Raw genomic sequence first — 18,201 nt, forward strand, 5'->3', positions numbered from 1 at the left:
ATTCCTTCACGCGGGGGCATGGACAGCGATGCGGATGCAAGACTGCTCAGGGAATCGATCCACCGCATGCGGGCCGGCCGGCAAATGTCGACCACCGGCGAAAAGTAAACCTGGCAGCAAGGTTTTTACCTTACCGGTGTATGTGTCTCTCCGGCGAAACGTTAAGAACAGGTAAATTGGTTTGGCCCTAACCACGGAAGCCTCTCGCTACAGGCCCTCCGCCATATGGCAATTGCGCCTCTCCTTGTTCATGGCGACATACGTTTTAGGCGCATCTGTATTATATCCAGAAATATTCTATACGTCCGCCTTAATCTATTCTCACAAGTTTCTTGTTGGCATTCCGGTGTTGTTTATCGGCGGCGTCTGCTGTGCCGCGCTAATCCATGGCCGGCGGCAACCGGTTCGCTACGCACTGGATTTGGTTCAAGGGCGCTGGCGCGGTTGTCTGCTGGTGCTGCTGTTCTTCTTTGCCAGCTTGACCGCGTTCTCTACCTACAAGATCGCCATCCCGTCCGTCGTCCCATACTATGCCGACAACTGGTTGGCCGACGCTGATGAATGGCTGCACGGGATGCCGCCATGGGAGATCGTCCATAAGCTCGACAGCAACAATTGGTCGTTCGTCGTCTTCAACAGCTATGAAGTCATTTGGTTTTACCAGTGGTTCGGCGCCATCCTTTTCGTGTCGCTCTGGTCGGACGAGATTGCCCGCATCCGCTATCTCTGCGCAGCAGCGCTGACGTTGTCCGTCCTCGGAACGGTCTTGGCCGTGGCGCTGGCATCGGTCGGACCGGTTTACTACCACCATTTTGTCGGCGTGGATCGCTTCCACGGATTGAATGTGGCCTTGGACAGGCTGGACCATAGTTACATGGTGCGGGAACCCGCGGCATATCTCCTGATGGCTTACCAAAGCGGCCGGCCAAGTCTTGGCGGCGGCATCTCGGCCATGCCAAGCATGCATGTCGCCTTTGCCGCATTGAACGCCTATTTGCTGTCATCGATCAATCGCTGGCTTGGCGTTCTGGGTTGGACCTTTGCAGCCCTGATCCTGTACGGATCGGTGTTCACCGGCTGGCACTATGCCGTGGACGGCTACGCATCGATCGTTGTTGTATCGGTGATCTGGTGGGCGACCGGACGCCTGGTGCGCGAATAGTTATGTGCGCTTGTCGATAGATGGCCATGCCTACCGATGGCCACTTCGCATAAGCCAAACTCGCGACCGCAATCAGGCAAAAAGCACGTGCCCCGACATGGACGCTCCCTGCCGTGCTCGAATTTCAACGGGCAAGAGATTCCGCTTTCGAATTTAATGGTGCGGTCGAGATGCAGCGCCGCAACGCCTCCCGCGTTGATTTTTAAAGCATTTTTCTACGATTCCGTGGCGATTTGTATTGAGGATGGGTCGGCAGCGGCAAAGCATGTAGTTCCAGCCAGCCACCATCGGCAGGCAGCTGGCAGCCTTGCCATCACATCCTCCTCTGACGAACACCTAGTACGGTCAACCCTTAGCTGCCGCGCCGCGCCGCTCGAGCGCGGTCTTGCGGATGGTTTCTGCGATCTCCGGGCTGCTGCTGCACAGCATCTGGAAATCCGCCGAGTGTAGCGACAGGAGTGAGACCACCGTTGTGGCGCTGACGGTCGCCGAGCGCGGTTCGCCGGTGATCAGCGCCATCTCGCCGAAGAAGGCGCCAGGGCCCAGATCCACCGGGTTCGGCGTCGCGACGCTGACGCGCCCCTCCACGACGAAGAACATCTGGTCACCGGTCTCGCCATTGCGGCAGATCACAGCGCCCGCCGGCACGATGCGAGGTCGTAATGCGCGCACGATCTCGACTAGTGTGGCCGGTCCGAGCTTCTGAAACAACGGCACGGCGGCGACCAATTGCCAATTGCGGACGAAATCCTCGCGACGGACTTCTTGATAAAAGCCGGTGGCAAGAATGCCAGCCCAGAGCGCGAAGATGCCGATGCCACTCATCATGACCGCCCCGGCAAGGACGCGGCCGGCGAAGCTTTCCGGAATAGCGTCGCCATAGCCGGTGGTGGACAGCGTGACCACCGCCCACCACATTGCCTGGGGGATGCTGCCGAACTGTTGCGGTTGGACGTCGCGCTCGATGACATAGGCTGCGAGCGCAAAACCGAAAAGAACGATGCCGAAGACCGTGGCGACGCCGATCAGGTTGCGCGCTTCGTTGGTCAGGATTCTGCCCAGCAGCGGGAAGAAAGTTGAGTCGCGCAGCGGTTTCAGCAGCCAGACAGCACAGTAGAGGCTCCGGTCGGGCGTGCCGACGAGCAGAAATGCGGCGAGTGGAACCAAAACCGCGAGCACATCAATGGCGATTGCCGGCGTCCTGTCCCGAACGTCTCCCGCCCGGCGCTTGAGCAGTTTCTCGGCCAATTCCAGGAGATAGACGCCCCAAATGACCGCCAGCACGGCAGCCAAAGCCAGTCTGCTTCGTCCGGACAGGTCCGGTGTCGTGAGCGTAGCCACCGCCACAAGCCCAGTCGCAGCCAGCACCGCGTTGAGCGGCGCGTAAATTCTTAAGAAAGGCAGTACCGACATTCTATGCCCACGAGCGGATACTACCCGCCAGAATAGGATGCCTTCAAGGCAAGCGCAAAGGTGCTTATTTTCGCTGCGATCGTCGCTGGACCATAGGCCATGAACCATCCGATCAGCGTCGAGATCGAGCTGCCCCTCGAACCACACCCAGCGCCGGCTCGTTCTCGGTTGGACCTTTGCAGCCCTGATCCTGTACGGATCGGTGTACACTGGCTGCCACCATGCCGTGAACGGCTACGCATCGATCGTTGTTGTATTTGTGATCTGGTGGGCAACCGGACGCTTGGTGCGCGAATAGTTTGCACGCCAACCGCATAGATGGCTCCGCGCGCCGATTGCTTCTTCACTGGGCCACATTCGTGATCGCAACCAGGCAAAAAGCCTCGCGCCCTGACAAGGACGCTCCCCGCCGTGCTCGAATTCAACGGGTTAGAGGTTCCGCTTTCGAATTTAATGGTGCGGTCGAGAAGACTCGAACTTCCACGGGTTGCCCCACAGCGACCTCAACGCTGCGCGTCTACCAATTCCGCCACGACCGCACGTGGTAGGAGCCGGAACCAACCGGCCCGCGGCGTGTAGCAAATCGTTTCCGGTGAAACAAGTGCGCGGCCAGCAATAATCGGCCGGACATCGGCATAACTGTTCAAGGGCCGAACGTGCCGGAACTGGACGTTTGTACCGATTGCCGCCATATGAGTGGCGAGACGAGATATCATGACAGAACGCAGCCAGATCGCCACGTCGTTCCTGCCCTTGCCCGGCTCGGCGCCGGTCGAATGGCGCATCGAGCCCGGGCTCACCGCCTATCCCGATGCGCTCGCCGTGATGGAGGCGCGCGCCGAGGCAATCCGCAGCGGCGCCGCCGGTGAGATGGTCTGGCTGGTCGAGCACCCGCCGCTCTACACCGCCGGCACCAGCGCCCGCATCGAGGACCTGATCGAGCCGGACCGTTTCCCGGTCTTTGCCGCCGGGCGTGGCGGCGAATACACCTATCATGGGCCGGGCCAGCGCGTCGCCTACGTCATGCTCGACCTGAAGCGGCGGCGCGAGGATGTCCGCGCCTTCGTCGCCGCACTCGAACAATGGATCATCGGCTCGCTGGCCGCCTTCAACGTACGCGGCGAACGCCGCGAGGACCGCGTCGGCGTCTGGGTGGTTCGGCCGGACCGCCCCGCTTTGCCCGACGGCTCGGCGGCCGAGGACAAGATCGCCGCCATCGGCATCAGGCTGAGGCGCTGGGTGAGCTTTCACGGCATCGCCATCAATGTCGAGCCGGACCTTAGCCATTTCAGCGGCATCGTGCCGTGCGGCGTCCAGGATCACGGCGTCACCAGCCTTGTCGACCTCGGCCTTCCCGTAACCATGGCCGACCTCGACCTGGCGCTGAAATCCGCTTTCGAGGACGTGTTCGGGCCCGCCGCGGTGTCGCCTGTCGAAGTATCCCGCAAGGCCGGCTGAAACACTCGCCCAATGCCTGCGCCAATATGCGAAGGCGGCCCTCGCTCATCAGCATCGAGTCCGCCCTTGAGCTCAATCCTCACATCGCGCCGATCCAGATTGCCATGGAAATGAGGAACGTGCTCATGCACACCAGCGAGACGACATCCTGAACAAGATCGGTCATAACTCTCTCCTGTTGTTAGTATGTTCGTATTTTGTTCTAATTTTGTTCGAATGTCAACGACCGCAGTCCGGCCGTCACCGGAATTGCGCTCGGTCATTTCGACAGGGTTAAGAAAGGGTTGAGAGGGAAATGCCGAGCGTTTCGCGGCCGACAGGCGCGCGAAAGCGGCGGGACGGCGCACGGCTCGCAGGCCGTCATCGCCTCGATTGCAGCGCACTCTAAAGCGGCACGACCTTGCCGTCGGCCAGCGTCACGCGGCGGTCCATGCGCGAGGCGAGCTCGTGATTGTGGGTGGCGATGAGCGCCGCCAGGCCCGATTGCCGGACCAGTGCTGCCAGCGCCTCGAACACATAGGAAGCGGTCACCGGGTCGAGATTGCCGGTCGGCTCGTCGGCCAAAAGCACCAGCGGCGCATTGGCGACGGCACGCGCAATAGCGACCCGCTGCTGCTCGCCGCCGGAGAGCTCGGAGGGGCGATGCTGTGCCCGCTTGCCGATCTGCATATAGTCGAGCAATTGCGCCGCCCGCTCGGCCGCCTCCTTGCGCGGCAGCCCTTTTATCAGCTGCGGCATCATGATGTTTTCCAGCGCAGAAAACTCAGGCAACAAATGATGGAACTGGTAGACGAAGCCGACATCGTTGCGGCGGATCGCCGTGCGTTCGTCGTCGGAAAGCCGGCCGCAGGCGCGCCCCGCCAGGATCACGTCGCCGGCGTCCGGTCGCTCCAGCAGCCCGGCGGTGTGGAGCAGCGTCGACTTGCCGGTGCCCGACGGCGCCACAAGCGCCACCATCTCGCCACGCTTCAGCGAAAAATCGGCGCCGTTCAGGATGGTCAGCTTGCGCGGCCCCTGCACATAGTGCCGCTCGACGCTCTTCAGCTCGATAATGGCCTCGGCCATCATTCGTACCTCAGCGCTTCGACCGGATCGAGCCTGGCTGCGCGCCACGCCGGAAACAGCGTCGCCAGGAACGACAGCGCCAATGCCATGAGAACGACCGAGATCGTCTCGCTGGCATCCATGCGGGCAGGCAACTGGCTGAGGAAATAAAGCTCGGGATTGAACAGCCTCTCGTCGGCCAGCCAGGAGAAGAACTGGCGGATGCGCTCGACGTTGAGGCAGATTACGATGCCGAGCAGCACGCCGGCGATGGTGCCGACAACGCCGATCGCAGCCCCGGTCATCAGGAAGATGCGCAGGATCGCGCCGCGCGTGGCGCCCATGGTGCGCAGGATGGCGATGTCGTGGCCCTTGTCCTTCACCAGCATGATCAGGCCCGAAATGATGTTGAGCGCCGCCACCAGCACGATCAGCGTCAGGATCATGAACATGACGTTGCGCTCGACCTGCAGCGCGTCGAAGAACGTCTTGTTACGCTCCCGCCAATCGACAAGGCTGATCGGCCGCTGCGCCGCCTCTTCGACCTTCGGCTTCAGCGCGTCGATATTGTCGGGATTGTCGGCGTAGATCTCGATCGTCTGCGCCCTTCCGTCCATGTTGAAGTAAAGCTGCGCTTCGGAAAACGGCATGTAGACGATGGAACTGTCATATTCCGACATGCCGACCTCGAAGATCGCGGTTATCGGATAGCCTTTCATGCGCGGCGTCGTGCCGAGCGGCGTGATGTCGCCCTCGGGCGAGATCAGCGTGATGGTATCGCCGAGCACAAGGCCGAGATTTTCGGCCATGCGGCTGCCGATGGCGACGCCTTCGCCGGTGTCGAAGCCGACGATCGAGCCCTCCTTGATGTTGTTGGCGACGATGGTGATCTTGCCGAGATCCTCGCCGCGTATGCCGCGCACCAGCGCGCCGGTGCCGCCGCCGACATTGCCTTGCGCCAGCACCTGCCCGTCGATCAGCGGGATGGCGTATTTGACGCCGGGCACGCCGTTGATGCGGCCGGCGACCTGGGCATAGTCCTCCAGCGGCATGTCGAGCGGCTGCACGATCAGGTGCCCGTTGACGCCTAGGATGCGCGTCAGCAGTTCGGCGCGAAAGCCGTTCATGACTGCCATGACGACGATCAGCGTGGCGACGCCCAGCATGATGCCGAGGAAGGAGATCGAGGCGATCACCGAGATCACCGTCTCCTTGCGACGCGAGCGCAGATAGCGCCACGCCACCAAGCGTTCGAAGCCGGAAAAAGGCCCGGCGCCCGATGGTCTTGCTGCCGCCGCTTCGTTCATGCGGCGGCACCGAAACGCTTTTTCACGTCGCCGATCGGCAGCGTCTCGCGCTCGCCGGTCCTGCGGTTCTTGATCTCGACCTCGCCGGCGGCGACACCACGCGGCCCGACGATCACCTGCCACGGGAGCCCGATCAGGTCGGCGGTGGCGAACTTGCCGCCCGGCCGCTGGTCGGTGTCGTCGTAGAGCACCTCCTTGCCGGCGGCGGCAAAGGCGGCATTCAGCTCGCCGCAGACGCGGTCGCATTCGGCATCGCCAGCCTTCATGTTGATCAGGCCGACATCGAACGGTGCCACCGCCTCCGGCCAGATGATGCCGTTATCGTCATGGCTGGCCTCGATGATCGCCGCGACCAGCCTGGACGGGCCGATGCCGTAGGAACCGCCAGAAACGAAATGATCCTTGCCGTCCGGCCCGGTCACCTTGGCGCCCATCGGCTTGGAATATTTGTCGCCGAAATGGAAGATATGCCCAACCTCGATGCCGCGCGCCGAGACCCGGTCGCGCGCGGGCACCTTCTCCCACGCCGCCTCGTCATGCATCTCGTCGGTGGCGGCATAGGGCGTCGTCCACGTCTTGACGATGCCGCCGATCTCGGCGTCGTTCGAAAAATCAGTGTCTGCCCCCGGCACCTCAAGCGAGAGATAGTCGCGATGGCAGAACACCTGGCTCTCGCCGGTGTCGGCCAGGATGATGAACTCATGGCTGAGGTCGCCGCCGATCGGCCCGGTGTCGGCGCGCATCGGAATGGCCTGCAGCCCCATGCGCGTAAACGTCCTGAGATAGGACACGAACATGCGGTTATAGGCGGCCTTGGCGCCTTCATAATCGAGGTCGAAGGAATAGGCGTCCTTCATCAGGAACTCGCGCGAACGCATGACGCCGAAGCGTGGGCGCACCTCGTCGCGAAACTTCCACTGGATGTGATAGAGATTGAGCGGCAGGTCCTTGTAGGACTTGACATAGGAGCGGAAGATCTCGGTGACCATCTCCTCGTTGGTCGGCCCGTAGAGCATATCGCGGTCTTGCCGGTCCTTGATGCGCAGCATCTCCTTGCCGTAGTCTTCATAGCGGCCGCTTTCGCGCCACAGCTCGGCCGATTGGATGGTCGGCATCAGGATTTCGAGTGCACCGGCGCGATTCTGCTCCTCGCGAATAATCCGGCAGACCTTGTCCAGCACCCGCTTGCCGAGCGGCAGCCAGGAAAAGCTGCCCTGCCCCTGCTGGCGGATCATGCCGGCGCGCAGCATCAGCCGATGCGAGACGATCTCGGCCTCGCGTGGATTTTCTTTGAGGATGGGCAGGAAATAGCGCGACAAACGCATGAACTGGTCCGTGAGAGAGGATGGCGGCGCCGGAATCGGCGCAGCGCAGGCTTGCTTGCCCCGGCTTCATAGCCATTTCATGGCGGAATGGAAACCCGGCCCAGGCGCTGCACAGGCGCCGCAATTGCCGCACACGGCTTGCTGGGCGTTTCGCAAGCAACGCCTGCCGTACTATTGTGCACTGCAGCACGAGATTGCCTGTTTCTGGGCAAAATTCTTCGTGACATTTTCACCCGCCTTAGGCTAGTGTGCCCCCATAACCGAGAGGGTAGAGAAAAATCTGCCCTCCTACGCGGTCAAAGTCTTGGGAGGATGCGATCTAGGCGCGGTAACTCGCTGCCGCCGGACACCGGAAACAGATCGGACGCGTTTAAATTGCAAGGCCTCGCGCCTTGCATTTTTTTTGTGCAATCATCTGGTTAGCACGACAGATTACCAACCTACATGACGTTGCGTCAGCCCAGACCCGCCCCGGCCTTTACTTTGGGTTGACCTTGCTGGCTCAGCTTGATTTCAGAGCCTCGGCTAGGCTGGGATAGTCGGACACGGTAGGTAGCCGGCTAATGCGCTGGGCTCTGGTTGAAATCCGGCACGATGTGCGGGATGTCGTCGATGCCGAGGCCAAGCCCTCTCGTGATGCCGTAGAAGATACCCATGAGGACCAGCGTGGCTATCGTCGTGCGCAGCGCGGCGCGCAGCATGTGCGGTCCGCGCGGTGCGCTCGGAACCGTGCCAAGCGTCACGTCCCGATCCTCGTCCTGCGTCCGCATGCTGAACGGCAGGACGGCGAACAACACCACCCACCACGTGGCGAAGAACAGGGCGATAAACGAAACCCAACTCATGCTTGCTCCAGTTCGACCAGCGTGCCGAAGAAATCCTTGGGGTGCAGAAACAATACCGGCTTGCCATGTGCGCCGATCTTCGGATTGCCGTCGCCGAGCACGCGCGCGCCGCTGGCCTTGAGACGGTCGCGCGCCGCAACAATGTCATCCACCTCATAGCAGACATGGTGCATGCCGCCGGACGGATTCTTCGCGAGGAATGCGGCGATCGGCGAGGCTTCGCCGAGCGGCTCGAGCAACTCGATCCTGGTGTTGCCGACATCGACGAACACCACCGTAACGCCATGCTCCGGCAGCGCCTGCGGCGCGGTCACGCGCGCGCCAAGCGTATCGCGATAGACCGCCGCGGCCGCGGCCAGATCCGGCACCGCAAGCGCGACATGGTTGAGACGTCCGAGCATAGAGTACTCCCGGGTTAGGGGAGTAGGGGAGTAAGGCAGTAGGGGAGTAGGGAAAAACTGGATCTAGAAGTGCATCTGTTTGCGCTCCTACTTCCTACTTCCCTACTCCCTTACTGCCCTACTCCCCTACTCCCTTGTTCGTCACCTCGTGACGAACACCGTCACCAGCGGCTTCTTGCCCCAGGCTTCGTTGGCCGCGCCGCGCACCGCGCGGCGCACCGCCTCCTGGACCAGGTCGAGGTCTTTTCGGCGCTGGCGGGGGATGGAGTCCACGGCGCCGATTGCCGCATCGATCATCAGGTCTTCCAGGCTCTCACCGCTGCCGTCGGCCTCGGCGACGCCGATGGCGACCAGATCGGGATCGCCGGCAAGCTCGTATTTGTCGTCGAGCACGACATTGACGGCGACATGGCCGGCAAAGGACAGCTTGCGGCGGTCGCGAATGCCCATCGCCTGGTCGGTGCCGATCAGCCTTCCGTCCTTGTAGATGCGGCCGAACGGCACCTGGTCGATGATGGCGGCGGCACCCGGATACAGCCTGAGCATGTCGCCGTCGCGCACCTGCGCGACCTGGCCGATGCCGGACGTCGACATCAGCGAGCCCTGCGCCACCAGATGCGCCGCTTCGCCATGCACGGGAACGCCGATCTGCGGCCGCACCCATTCATACATCTTGCGCAATTCGCTGCGGCGTGGATGGCCGGAGACATGCACCAGCGCATCGCCGTCCTCGATGATCTTGATGCCGAGATCGATCAGGCGGTTCTTGATTTCGAGGATCGCCTTCTCGTTGCCGGGAATGGTGCGCGAGGAAAACACCACCGTGTCGCCGGCCGTCAGCGCCACCGACTTCATCTCGTCGCGCGACAGCTTGGCAAGTGCGGCAAGCGGCTCGCCCTGGCTGCCGGTGCAGATGATGACGAGGTTTTCGCGCGGGATGAAGCCGTAATCCTCCTCGGCGATGAATTCCGGCAAGCCGTCCATATAGCCGAGTTCATCAGCCACATCGATGACGCGCTTCATCGAGCGGCCAATCACCAGGCACTGGCGGCCGGCATCCCGCGCCGCCTTGGCGATGGAGACGATACGCCCGACATTGGAGGAGAAGCTGGTGACGGCGACCCGGCCCTTGGCGTTCTGGATGACGCTCTTGAGGCCCTCGCCCACCGCCACTTCGGACGGCGATTCCCCTTCCCGCATCGCATTGGTGGAATCGCAGACCAGCGCCAGCACGCCCTTGTCGCCATAGGCTCGGAAGCGCGCCTCGTCGGTCATCGGCCCGACCGTCGGCGCCGGATCGATCTTCCAGTCGCCGGTATGGATGACGACGCCGGCCGGCGTCGTGATCGCCAGCGACATCGGCTCGGGAATGGAGTGCGCAACAGGGATGGCCTCGATCTCGAACGGGCCGACGGTGAATTTCTCGCCGGCCCGGTAGATCGTCACCGGGATCTTCGGCGCCCCTTGCTCACCCTGCCGCTTGGCTTCCAGCAGGCCGGCGCTGAACGGCGTCATCCACACCGGCGCCTTGAGCTTCGGCCAGATGTCGTGGAGCGCGCCGTAATGGTCCTCATGCGCATGGGTGATGACGATGCCGCGCAGATTGGCGACACTCTCCTCGATGAAACGTGTGTCGGGCAGAACCAGGTCGACGCCGGGCAGGGTTGCATCGGGAAAAGTGACGCCGACGTCGACGACGATCCATTCGCGCGCATTGGCCGGCCCATAGCCGTAGAGGGCGAAGTTCATGCCGATCTCGCCGACACCGCCGAGCGGCACGAAGACAAGTTCGGCGTTTTCCGCTGTCGCCATGGTCTTTCCTTCCTTGCCGGTCAAAATTGCGGGCCGGTCAAAATTGTCGGCCGGTCAAAATTGTCGGCCGGTCAAATTCAAGCTGGTCAAATGCTGGCCAGTCAAACGTATTGGCCGGTCAAACGCCGGCCGAGGCAACCGCGCCGAAATGCACGTCGCCGGCGGCGATCGTCAGAACCGAACCTTCATCGTCGCGGATCACGAAACGGCAGTCCTCGTCAATGGTCTCGAAGGTGCCGCGCACCGCATTACCGTCAATTCTGACAGCAACCTGCCCGCCAAGCCCCGCCGCACGCGCCAGCCACCGCCGCCTGACGGCGGCAAGCCCACGCCCTTCGTTCCACAGCCGCGCATTCTCGCTCCAGGCATCCGACAGCGCCAGAAACAGCGTCTCGGCATCGCAAGCAGACCCCAACGCGCTGAGCGACGTCGCTGGATAAGGCAAATCCTTGGGATAAGCCACCACGTTGACGCCGATGCCGACAGCCACCGCCGAACGGTCGCCATCCAGCATCGCCGATTCCAGCAGGATGCCGGCGAGCTTGGCGCCCGAGGCAAGCACATCGTTCGGCCATTTCAGTTCGAAACGGTTCTTGCCTTGGCTCGCACCATCGAGGCCGATCGCGATCCTGCCCTTCGGCACGACAGCGTCGAGCGCGTCGGCCAGCGCCAGTCCGGCAACGAAGCCGAGCGTCGCGGCAAGCCGAAGCTCGGTGTTGGTGATCACCAGCAGCGTCGCTGCCAGATTGCCCTCGGGCGTCGCCCAGGCGCGGCCACGGCGGCCACGCCCGGCTTCCTGCTTTTTTGAGACGACCCAGAGTTTGCCCGGATCGCCGGCCCGCGCGTGCTCCAGCGCCAGCGCATTGGTGGAGCCGACCGTGTCGTGCGCCTCGAGCCGGAACCCGTCCGAAGCCGCGGTTGGAGCCAGCCTGAACGTCATTCCGTCAGAAGAAGGTCTTGGCCGCGGCAGCGGCGTAGGTTCCGATCGGGCCGCCGATCAGCACGTAGAACAGCACGAAGGCGCCGCAGACGCCGAGCACGACGCGCAGTTCGGTCGCCATCGGCACGAAGCCGCCGACCGGTTCGTCGAACCACATGATCTTGATGATGCGCAGATAATAATAGGCGCCCACCACAGAGGCCAGCACGCCGATGATCGCCAGCGCGTAGAGGTTGGCATTGATGGCGGCGAGGAACACGTACCATTTCCCCCAGAAGCCGGCGAGTGGCGGGATACCGGCCAGCGAGAACATCAGGATGGTGAGGATCGTCGCCATGATCGGATTGGTCGCCGACAGGCCAGCGAGATCGCTGATCTGCTCGACATTGCCCTCCTTTCGCCGCATGGCGAGGATGAAGGCGAAGGTGCCGAGCGTCATCACCAGATAGATCAGCATGTAGATGGCGACGCCGCGCACGCCGTCCTGGCTGTTGGCGGCAAGGCCGACCAGAGCATAACCCATATGGCCGATGGAGGAATAGGCCATCAGCCGTTTGATGTTGGTCTGGCCGATGGCCGCGAAGGCACCAAGCGCCATCGAGGCGATCGAGATGAAGACGATGATCTGCTGCCAGTCGGCGGCGATCGGCTTGAAGGCGCCCATGGTGACGCGCACCATCAGCGCCATCGCCGCCATCTTCGGTGCCGCCGCCAGAAAAGCCGTCACCGGCGTCGGCGCGCCTTCATAGACGTCGGGCGTCCACATATGGAACGGCACCGCCGAGATCTTGAAGGCAAGGCCGGCCAGCACAAAAACCAGGCCGAAGACGAGGCCGAGCTGGCGCTCGCCGCCGCTCAGCGCCGCGGCGATCTCCTGGAAGCCGGTGTTGCCGGTGTAGCCGTAGACCAGCGAGATGCCGTAAAGCAGCATGCCCGATGACAGCGCGCCAAGGACGAAGTACTTCAGCCCGGCCTCGGTCGAGCGCAGATTGTCGCGGTTGATCGCCGCCAGCACGTAGATCGCCAGCGATTGTAGCTCGAGGCCGAGATAGAGCCCGATCATGCCGTTGGCCGAGATCATCAGCATCATGCCGAGCGTGCAGAGCAGGATCAGCACCGGATATTCGAACTTGTCGAAACGCTCCGCCTGGGCAAAGCGGACCGACATGACCAGCGTCACCGCCGAGCCGACCAGCGCCAGCACCTTCATGAAGCGGGCGAACGGATCCTGGATGAAGGCTTCGCCATAGGCGTTGCCCTGTCCCGGCGAAAAGACCAGCCAGGCGCCGGCGATCACCAGCACGGCGACGGCAAGGCCGCTCACCGTGACGGTGGTGTTGGCGCGCGAATAGGCGCCGAGCATCAACAGCGCCAAGGCGCCGATGGCGAGGATCAGCTCTGGCGTCGAGAGCGACAGGCTTGAGAGAAGGTCCGGCGTCATGGTTCGCAAACCCCCAGTCAGTTCGCCGCCGCGGTCTGCGCGGCGCCGATGGATGCGGTGACATTGGTAACGAGCGCCTTGACCGATTCGGCGGTCGCGTCGAAGATCGGCGCCGGATAGACGCCGAAGAAGATGACCAGCGCGACCAGCGGATAGATGATCACCTTCTCGCGCGTCGACAGGTCGAGCAGGCCTTTCAGGCTTTCCTTGGTCAGCGCGCCGAAGATCACCTTGCGGTAGAGCCAGAGCGCATAGGCCGCCGAAAGGACGACGCCGGTGGCGGCGAAGAACGCCACCCAGGTGTTGACCCGGAACACGCCGAGCATGGTCAGGAACTCGCCGACGAAGCCGCTGGTGCCGGGCAGGCCGACATTGGCCATGGTGAAGATCATGAACACGGTTGCATATTTCGGCATGTTGTTGACCAACCCGCCATAGGCGTCGATGTCACGCGTGTGCATGCGGTCGTAGACGACGCCGACGCAGAGGAACAGCGCGCCGGAGACCAGGCCGTGCGACAGCATCTGGAAGATCGAACCCTGGACGCCTTCCTGGTTCATCGCGAAGATTCCCATGGTGACGAAGCCCATGTGAGCGACCGACGAATAGGCGATCAGCTTCTTCATGTCCTCCTGCATCAGCGCCACCAGCGAGGTGTAGATGATGGCGACGACGGAAAGCGTGAAGATCAGCGGCGCGAACATTTCGGATGCGATCGGAAACATCGGCAGCGAAAAACGCAGGAAGCCGTACCCGCCCATCTTGAGCAGGATGGCGGCCAGGATCACCGAGCCGGCTGTCGGCGCCTCGACATGCGCGTCCGGCAGCCAGGTATGCACCGGCCACATCGGCATCTTCACCGCGAAGGATGCGAAGAAGGCAAGCCACAGCCAGGTCTGCATATTGGCCGGGAAGTTATGGGTCAGAAGCGTCGGGATATCGGTGGTGCCGGACTGGAAGAACATCGCCATGATGGCGAGCAGCATCAGCACCGAGCCGGCCAGCGTATAGAGGAAGAACTTGAACGAGGCATAGACGCGCCGCTTGCCGCCCCACACGCCGATGATGATGAACATCGGGATCAGGCCGGCTTCGAAGAAGACGTAGAACAAGACGATGTCGAGCGCGCAGAACACGCCGATCATCAGCGTCTCGAGCAGCAGGAAGGCGATCATATAGGCCTTGACGCGCTTCTCGATCGATTCCCACGAGGCGAGGATGCAGAGCGGCATCAGGAAGGTGGTCAGGATGACGAACAGCATGGAGATGCCGTCTACGCCCATATGGTAGGAGATGCCGGAATCCAGCCAGGCAAATTTCTCGACGAACTGGAAGCCGGGCTGCGAATTGTCGAAGCCGGTCCAGATGAACAGCGAAACCACGAAGGTGAACGCAGTCGTGAACAGCGCGATGGCGCGGATGTTGCGGCGCGCGTTCTCGCTGTCGTCACGCACGAAAAGGATGAGCAGCACACCAACCAGCGGCAGGAAGGTGACCAGCGATAGGATCGGCCAGGCGGTCATCAGAGCATCATCCAGGTGACGAGTGCGGCAACGCCGATCAGCATGGCGAAGGCATAGTGGTAGAGATAGCCGGTCTGCAGCTTGACGACCCGGTTGGTGACGTCGACGACGCGCGCCGAAATGCCGTCCGGCCCGAGCCCATCGATGACGGTGCCGTCGCCGGTCTTCCACAGGAAGCTGCCGAGGCGCTTTGCCGGCCGCACGAACAGGAAGTCGTAGAGCTCGTCGAAATACCATTTGTTGAGCAGGAAGGCGTAGAGCAGGCGATGGTTGGCGGCGACGCTCCGAGGCATTTCCGGCGCGCGAATATAGAACCGCCAGGCAATCGCAAAGCCGATCAGCATGGCGATGAACGGTGACAGCTCGACCCACAACGGCACTTCGTGGATTTCGTGCAGGATGTGGTTGTCCGGCAGCGTGAACAGCGACGCCTTCCAGAATTCGGCATAGCCCTCGCCGATGAAGGCGCCGTGGAAGATCACGCCGGCGAACAGCGCGCCCGCCGCCAGGATGAACAGCGGTACCAGCATGACCGGTGGCGATTCATGGACATGGTGCATGACCTCGTGGCTGGCCCGCGGCTCGCCGTGGAAGGTCATGAAGATCAGCCGCCAGGAGTAGAAGGAGGTGAAGCAGGCGGCAATGACCAGCAATATGAAGGCAAACGCGGCGACCGCATTGTGGCCGGCGAAGGCCGCTTCGATGATGGCGTCCTTGGAAAAGAAGCCGGCCGTGCCGATGATCGTTACCGGGATGCCGACACCGGTCAGCGCCAGCGTGCCGATCACCATCATCCAGTAGGTCTTCGGGATCAGCGTCCTCAGGCCGCCCATTTTGCGCATGTCCTGCTCGTCGGAGACGGCGTGGATGACCGAGCCCGAGCCGAGGAACAGCAGCGCCTTGAAGAAGGCGTGGGTGAACAGATGGAAAATCGCTGCGCCATAGGCACCGACGCCGAGCGCCACGAACATGTAGCCGAGCTGCGAACAGGTCGAATAGGCGATGACGCGCTTGATGTCGTTCTGGACGAGACCGACGGTCGCCGCGAAGAAGGCGGTGAAAGCGCCGATGAAGGTGACCACCGTCAGTGCCGAATGCGACAGCTCGAACAGCGGCGACAACCGCGCCAGCATGAACACGCCGGCCGTCACCATGGTGGCGGCATGGATCAGTGCCGAGACCGGCGTCGGGCCCTCCATGGCATCCGGCAGCCAGGTGTGCAGCGGCACCTGCGCCGACTTGCCCATGGCGCCCATGAACAGGAGCAGGCAGACGACCGTCATCGCAGCCTGCCTGTCGAGTGCATAGCCGAGGAAGGTCAGCACGGCCGCACCTTGCGGCGCGCCTTCCGCCGGAATGAACGTCGCCGCATTGGCGAAGATGGTGCCGAGATTGACCGAGCCGAACAGCACGAACACGCCGAAGATGCCGAGCGCAAAGCCGAAATCGCCGACGCGGTTGACGACGAAGGCCTTGATTGCAGCCGCATTGGCCGAAGGCTTCTTGTACCAGAAGCCGATCAGCAGATAGGAGGCAAGGCCGACGCCTTCCCAGCCGAAGAACATCTGCACGAGGTTGTCGGCCGTCACCAGCATCAGCATGGCGAAGGTAAACAGCGACAGATAGGCGAAGAAGCGCGGCCGGTCCGGATCGTGATGCATGTAGCCGATCGAGTAGATATGGACCAGCGACGACACGGTGTTGACGACGACCAGCATGACCACCGTCAGCGTGTCGATCCTGAGCGCCCAGGACGCCTCCAGCCCGCCCGACTGGATCCAGCGCAGCACCGGCACGGTGAACACCTCGCCGCCGCCGAAGCCGACCGAGAAGAAGGCGACCCACGACAGCACAGCCGCGATCACCAGGAAGCCGGAGGTGATGTATTCTGAAGCCTTGGCGCCGAGCGAAGTGCCGAACAGGCCGACGATCAAGAAGCCGAGCAGCGGAAGGAAGACGATGGCCTGATACATGGTGGTTCCGTCAACCCTTCATCATGTTCACGTCTTCGACCGCGATCGAGCCGCGGTTGCGGAAGAAGACGACGAGAATGGCAAGGCCGATCGCCGCTTCGGCCGCCGCGACCGTCAGCACGAACAGTGCGAACACCTGGCCGACCAGGTCGCCGAGCGCCGCCGAGAAGGCGACGAAATTGATGTTGACGGCAAGCAGGATCAGCTCGATCGACATCAGGATGACGATGACGTTCCTGCGGTTCAGGAAGATGCCGAACACGCCGAGCGTGAACAGGATCGCCGATACGGTCAGGTAGTGCGCGATGCCGACGACCATCTCAGACTCCTTCGCCCGTCTTGACCTTGCGGATTTCCACTCCGGTTGCCGCCGTGCGGCCGACCTGGGCGGCGATCGACTGCCGCTTGACGCCCGGCTTATGGCGCAGCGTCAGCACGATGGCGCCGATCATGGCGACCAGCAGCACCAGCCCCGCCACCTGGAAGTAATAGAGGTAATCCGTATAGAGGATGTCGCCGAGCGCTGCCGTGTTCGAGCGCGCGGCCAGGTCCGGAATGGGCTTGGCGACCGTCGCCGCCAGTTTCGGCGCGAATGTATAGCCGCCGAGCACCACGATCAGCTCCGCCGCCAGGATCAGCCCGACCAGCGCGCCGATCGGTGCATATTGCAGGGCGCCTTCCTTCATTTCGGCGAAGTCGACGTCGAGCATCATGACGACGAACAGGAACAGCACCAGCACCGCGCCGACATAGACGACGAGCAGGATCATCGCCAGGAACTCGGCGCCGGTCAGCATGAACAGGCCGGCGGCGTTGAAGAAGGTCAGGATCAGGAACAGCACCGAATGCACGGGATTGCGCGCCGATATGACCATGAACGCCGATGCCACCGCGACAAAGGCGAAGAGGTAGAAAAAGGCCGCCTCTAGTCCACTCAGCATGGGTTCCCCCGGGTTTCCTGTCAGAACAGGACGTTCGTCCTGTTTTTTGCCACCGCCTCCGGTCGGCAAGTTGCGTGTTCCTTAAACGAGGGCCCTCGCCCCGTCCATGCTTCAAATATCAGCGGTAAGGCGCATCCAGCGAGATGTTGCGCGCCAGTTCACGCTCCCAGCGGTCGCCATTGGCCAGGAGCCTGTCCTTGTCGTAATAAAGTTCCTCGCGCGTCTCGGTCGCGAACTCGAAATTCGGGCCCTCGACGATGGCGTCGACCGGGCAGGCTTCCTGGCAGAAGCCGCAGTAAATGCATTTCACCATATCGATGTCGTAGCGCACGGTGCGCCGCGTGCCGTCGTTGCGGCGCGGGCCGGCTTCGATGGTGATGGCCTGCGCCGGGCAGATCGCCTCGCACAATTTGCAGGCGATGCAGCGTTCCTCGCCGTTGGGATAACGGCGCAGCGCATGTTCGCCACGGAAGCGCGGGCTGACCGGCCCCTTTTCATGCGGATAGTTGATCGTCTCCTTCGGCGCGAAGAACTGGCGCATCGACAGGAAGAAAGCGCTGACGAAATCCTGCAAAAGCAGTGACTTGGCGGCCTGGGAAAGAGCGGACATCAAAGG

The 18,201-nt window shown here is 62.5% G+C and carries 16 protein-coding genes and 1 tRNA gene; 2 read left to right on the forward strand and 15 right to left on the reverse strand.

Going from position 1 to position 18,201, the window contains the following annotated elements; translation table 11 throughout:
• The first annotated feature begins 250 nt into the window (after window positions 1–250).
• Window positions 251–1,162 carry a phosphatase PAP2 family protein gene (locus NKI41_RS04540; RefSeq protein ID WP_352681873.1) on the forward strand — a complete coding sequence of 304 codons (912 nt, stop codon included), beginning with the start codon at window positions 251–253 and terminating at the stop codon, window positions 1,160–1,162.
• Between the two features lie 345 nt (window positions 1,163–1,507).
• Here NKI41_RS04540 and NKI41_RS04545 read toward each other — a convergent pair whose 3' ends face one another.
• Both NKI41_RS04545 and NKI41_RS04550 read right to left on the reverse strand, forming a co-directional pair.
• Window positions 1,508–2,575 (reverse strand): cyclic nucleotide-gated potassium channel, encoded by a 1,068-nt coding sequence (locus NKI41_RS04545; protein WP_352470245.1) that lies wholly within the window; start codon window positions 2,573–2,575, stop codon window positions 1,508–1,510.
• 454 nt (window positions 2,576–3,029) lie between these two features.
• Window positions 3,030–3,114, reverse strand: a tRNA-Leu gene (locus NKI41_RS04550).
• A 175-nt stretch (window positions 3,115–3,289) separates the two neighbouring features.
• Here NKI41_RS04550 and lipB point away from each other — a divergent pair.
• Window positions 3,290–4,033: a lipoyl(octanoyl) transferase LipB gene (gene lipB, locus NKI41_RS04555; RefSeq protein ID WP_352450002.1), complete on the forward strand. Its 744-nt coding sequence runs from the start codon at window positions 3,290–3,292 to the stop codon at window positions 4,031–4,033.
• A gap of 384 nt (window positions 4,034–4,417) precedes the next feature.
• On the opposite strand, the gene NKI41_RS04560 is transcribed toward lipB, so the two are convergent.
• The 13 genes from NKI41_RS04560 to nuoI all read right to left on the reverse strand — a co-directional run bounded on the left by NKI41_RS04560 (window position 4,418) and on the right by nuoI (window position 18,195).
• Entirely contained in the window at window positions 4,418–5,101 is a 684-nt protein-coding gene (locus NKI41_RS04560) for an ABC transporter ATP-binding protein (RefSeq protein ID WP_254818120.1), read from the reverse strand.
• Entirely contained in the window at window positions 5,098–6,384 is a 1,287-nt protein-coding gene (locus NKI41_RS04565) for a lipoprotein-releasing ABC transporter permease subunit (RefSeq protein WP_352470243.1), read from the reverse strand. Before NKI41_RS04565 ends, NKI41_RS04560 begins: the two co-directional genes overlap by 4 nt.
• Window positions 6,381–7,709 carry a proline--tRNA ligase gene (proS, locus tag NKI41_RS04570; RefSeq protein ID WP_352470242.1) on the reverse strand — a complete coding sequence of 443 codons (1,329 nt, stop codon included), beginning with the start codon at window positions 7,707–7,709 and terminating at the stop codon, window positions 6,381–6,383. Before proS ends, NKI41_RS04565 begins: the two co-directional genes overlap by 4 nt.
• A 560-nt stretch (window positions 7,710–8,269) precedes the next feature.
• Window positions 8,270–8,554, reverse strand: coding sequence for a DUF1467 family protein (locus NKI41_RS04575; RefSeq protein WP_352470241.1), 285 nt, complete (start codon window positions 8,552–8,554; stop codon window positions 8,270–8,272).
• Window positions 8,551–8,955: a methylmalonyl-CoA epimerase gene (gene mce, locus NKI41_RS04580; protein ID WP_352450005.1), complete on the reverse strand. Its 405-nt coding sequence runs from the start codon at window positions 8,953–8,955 to the stop codon at window positions 8,551–8,553. The genes NKI41_RS04575 and mce overlap by 4 nt, the downstream gene beginning before the upstream one ends.
• A 141-nt stretch (window positions 8,956–9,096) precedes the next feature.
• On the reverse strand, window positions 9,097–10,767 hold the full coding sequence (locus tag NKI41_RS04585; protein WP_352681666.1) for a ribonuclease J: 1,671 nt from the start codon (window positions 10,765–10,767) through the stop codon (window positions 9,097–9,099).
• 118 nt (window positions 10,768–10,885) lie between these two features.
• A complete protein-coding gene (locus tag NKI41_RS04590; protein ID WP_352681668.1) occupies window positions 10,886–11,707 on the reverse strand; it encodes a biotin--[acetyl-CoA-carboxylase] ligase in 822 nt (273 codons plus the stop codon).
• Window positions 11,708–11,711: 4 nt separating this feature from the next.
• Window positions 11,712–13,148 (reverse strand): NADH-quinone oxidoreductase subunit NuoN, encoded by a 1,437-nt coding sequence (nuoN, locus tag NKI41_RS04595; RefSeq protein WP_352470239.1) that lies wholly within the window; start codon window positions 13,146–13,148, stop codon window positions 11,712–11,714.
• 17 nt (window positions 13,149–13,165) lie between these two features.
• Window positions 13,166–14,671, reverse strand: a complete 1,506-nt coding sequence (locus NKI41_RS04600; protein ID WP_352681670.1) for an NADH-quinone oxidoreductase subunit M — start codon at window positions 14,669–14,671, stop codon at window positions 13,166–13,168.
• On the reverse strand, window positions 14,671–16,644 hold the full coding sequence (gene nuoL / locus NKI41_RS04605; RefSeq protein ID WP_352681672.1) for an NADH-quinone oxidoreductase subunit L: 1,974 nt from the start codon (window positions 16,642–16,644) through the stop codon (window positions 14,671–14,673). Before nuoL ends, NKI41_RS04600 begins: the two co-directional genes overlap by 1 nt.
• Before the next feature lie 10 nt (window positions 16,645–16,654).
• Window positions 16,655–16,963, reverse strand: coding sequence for an NADH-quinone oxidoreductase subunit NuoK (gene nuoK, locus NKI41_RS04610; RefSeq protein WP_023676620.1), 309 nt, complete (start codon window positions 16,961–16,963; stop codon window positions 16,655–16,657).
• A 1-nt stretch (window position 16,964) separates the two neighbouring features.
• A complete protein-coding gene (locus NKI41_RS04615) occupies window positions 16,965–17,585 on the reverse strand; it encodes an NADH-quinone oxidoreductase subunit J (RefSeq protein ID WP_023676621.1) in 621 nt (206 codons plus the stop codon).
• A gap of 118 nt (window positions 17,586–17,703) precedes the next feature.
• The gene (gene nuoI, locus NKI41_RS04620; RefSeq protein ID WP_023676622.1) at window positions 17,704–18,195 is read right to left on the reverse strand and encodes an NADH-quinone oxidoreductase subunit NuoI; all 492 of its coding nucleotides are present in this window, start codon (window positions 18,193–18,195) and stop codon (window positions 17,704–17,706) included.
• Window positions 18,196–18,201: the final 6 nt, after the last annotated feature.

This window comes from Mesorhizobium sp. M0601 (genome assembly GCF_040320845.1).
GTDB lineage: Bacteria > Pseudomonadota > Alphaproteobacteria > Rhizobiales > Rhizobiaceae > Mesorhizobium.

Bases quoted from the DNA above. Each gene is read 5' to 3' on its own strand.
- proS (WP_352470242.1), bottom strand. From the start codon at position 7,709: ATGCGTTTGTCGCGCTATTTCCTGCCCATCCTCAAAGAAAATCCACGC.
- NKI41_RS04565 (WP_352470243.1), bottom strand. From the start codon at position 6,384: ATGAACGAAGCGGCGGCAGCAAGACCATCGGGCGCCGGGCCTTTTTCC.
- nuoI (WP_023676622.1), bottom strand. From the start codon at position 18,195: ATGTCCGCTCTTTCCCAGGCCGCCAAGTCACTGCTTTTGCAGGATTTC.
- nuoN (WP_352470239.1), bottom strand. From the start codon at position 13,148: ATGACGCCGGACCTTCTCTCAAGCCTGTCGCTCTCGACGCCAGAGCTG.
- NKI41_RS04560 (WP_254818120.1), bottom strand. From the start codon at position 5,101: ATGATGGCCGAGGCCATTATCGAGCTGAAGAGCGTCGAGCGGCACTAT.
- NKI41_RS04590 (WP_352681668.1), bottom strand. From the start codon at position 11,707: ATGACGTTCAGGCTGGCTCCAACCGCGGCTTCGGACGGGTTCCGGCTC.
- nuoK (WP_023676620.1), bottom strand. From the start codon at position 16,963: ATGGTCGTCGGCATCGCGCACTACCTGACCGTATCGGCGATCCTGTTC.
- NKI41_RS04585 (WP_352681666.1), bottom strand. From the start codon at position 10,767: ATGGCGACAGCGGAAAACGCCGAACTTGTCTTCGTGCCGCTCGGCGGT.
- lipB (WP_352450002.1), top strand. From the start codon at position 3,290: ATGACAGAACGCAGCCAGATCGCCACGTCGTTCCTGCCCTTGCCCGGC.
- NKI41_RS04575 (WP_352470241.1), bottom strand. From the start codon at position 8,554: ATGAGTTGGGTTTCGTTTATCGCCCTGTTCTTCGCCACGTGGTGGGTG.
- mce (WP_352450005.1), bottom strand. From the start codon at position 8,955: ATGCTCGGACGTCTCAACCATGTCGCGCTTGCGGTGCCGGATCTGGCC.
- NKI41_RS04615 (WP_023676621.1), bottom strand. From the start codon at position 17,585: ATGCTGAGTGGACTAGAGGCGGCCTTTTTCTACCTCTTCGCCTTTGTC.
- nuoL (WP_352681672.1), bottom strand. From the start codon at position 16,644: ATGTATCAGGCCATCGTCTTCCTTCCGCTGCTCGGCTTCTTGATCGTC.
- NKI41_RS04545 (WP_352470245.1), bottom strand. From the start codon at position 2,575: ATGTCGGTACTGCCTTTCTTAAGAATTTACGCGCCGCTCAACGCGGTG.
- NKI41_RS04540 (WP_352681873.1), top strand. From the start codon at position 251: ATGGCGACATACGTTTTAGGCGCATCTGTATTATATCCAGAAATATTC.
- NKI41_RS04600 (WP_352681670.1), bottom strand. From the start codon at position 14,671: ATGACCGCCTGGCCGATCCTATCGCTGGTCACCTTCCTGCCGCTGGTT.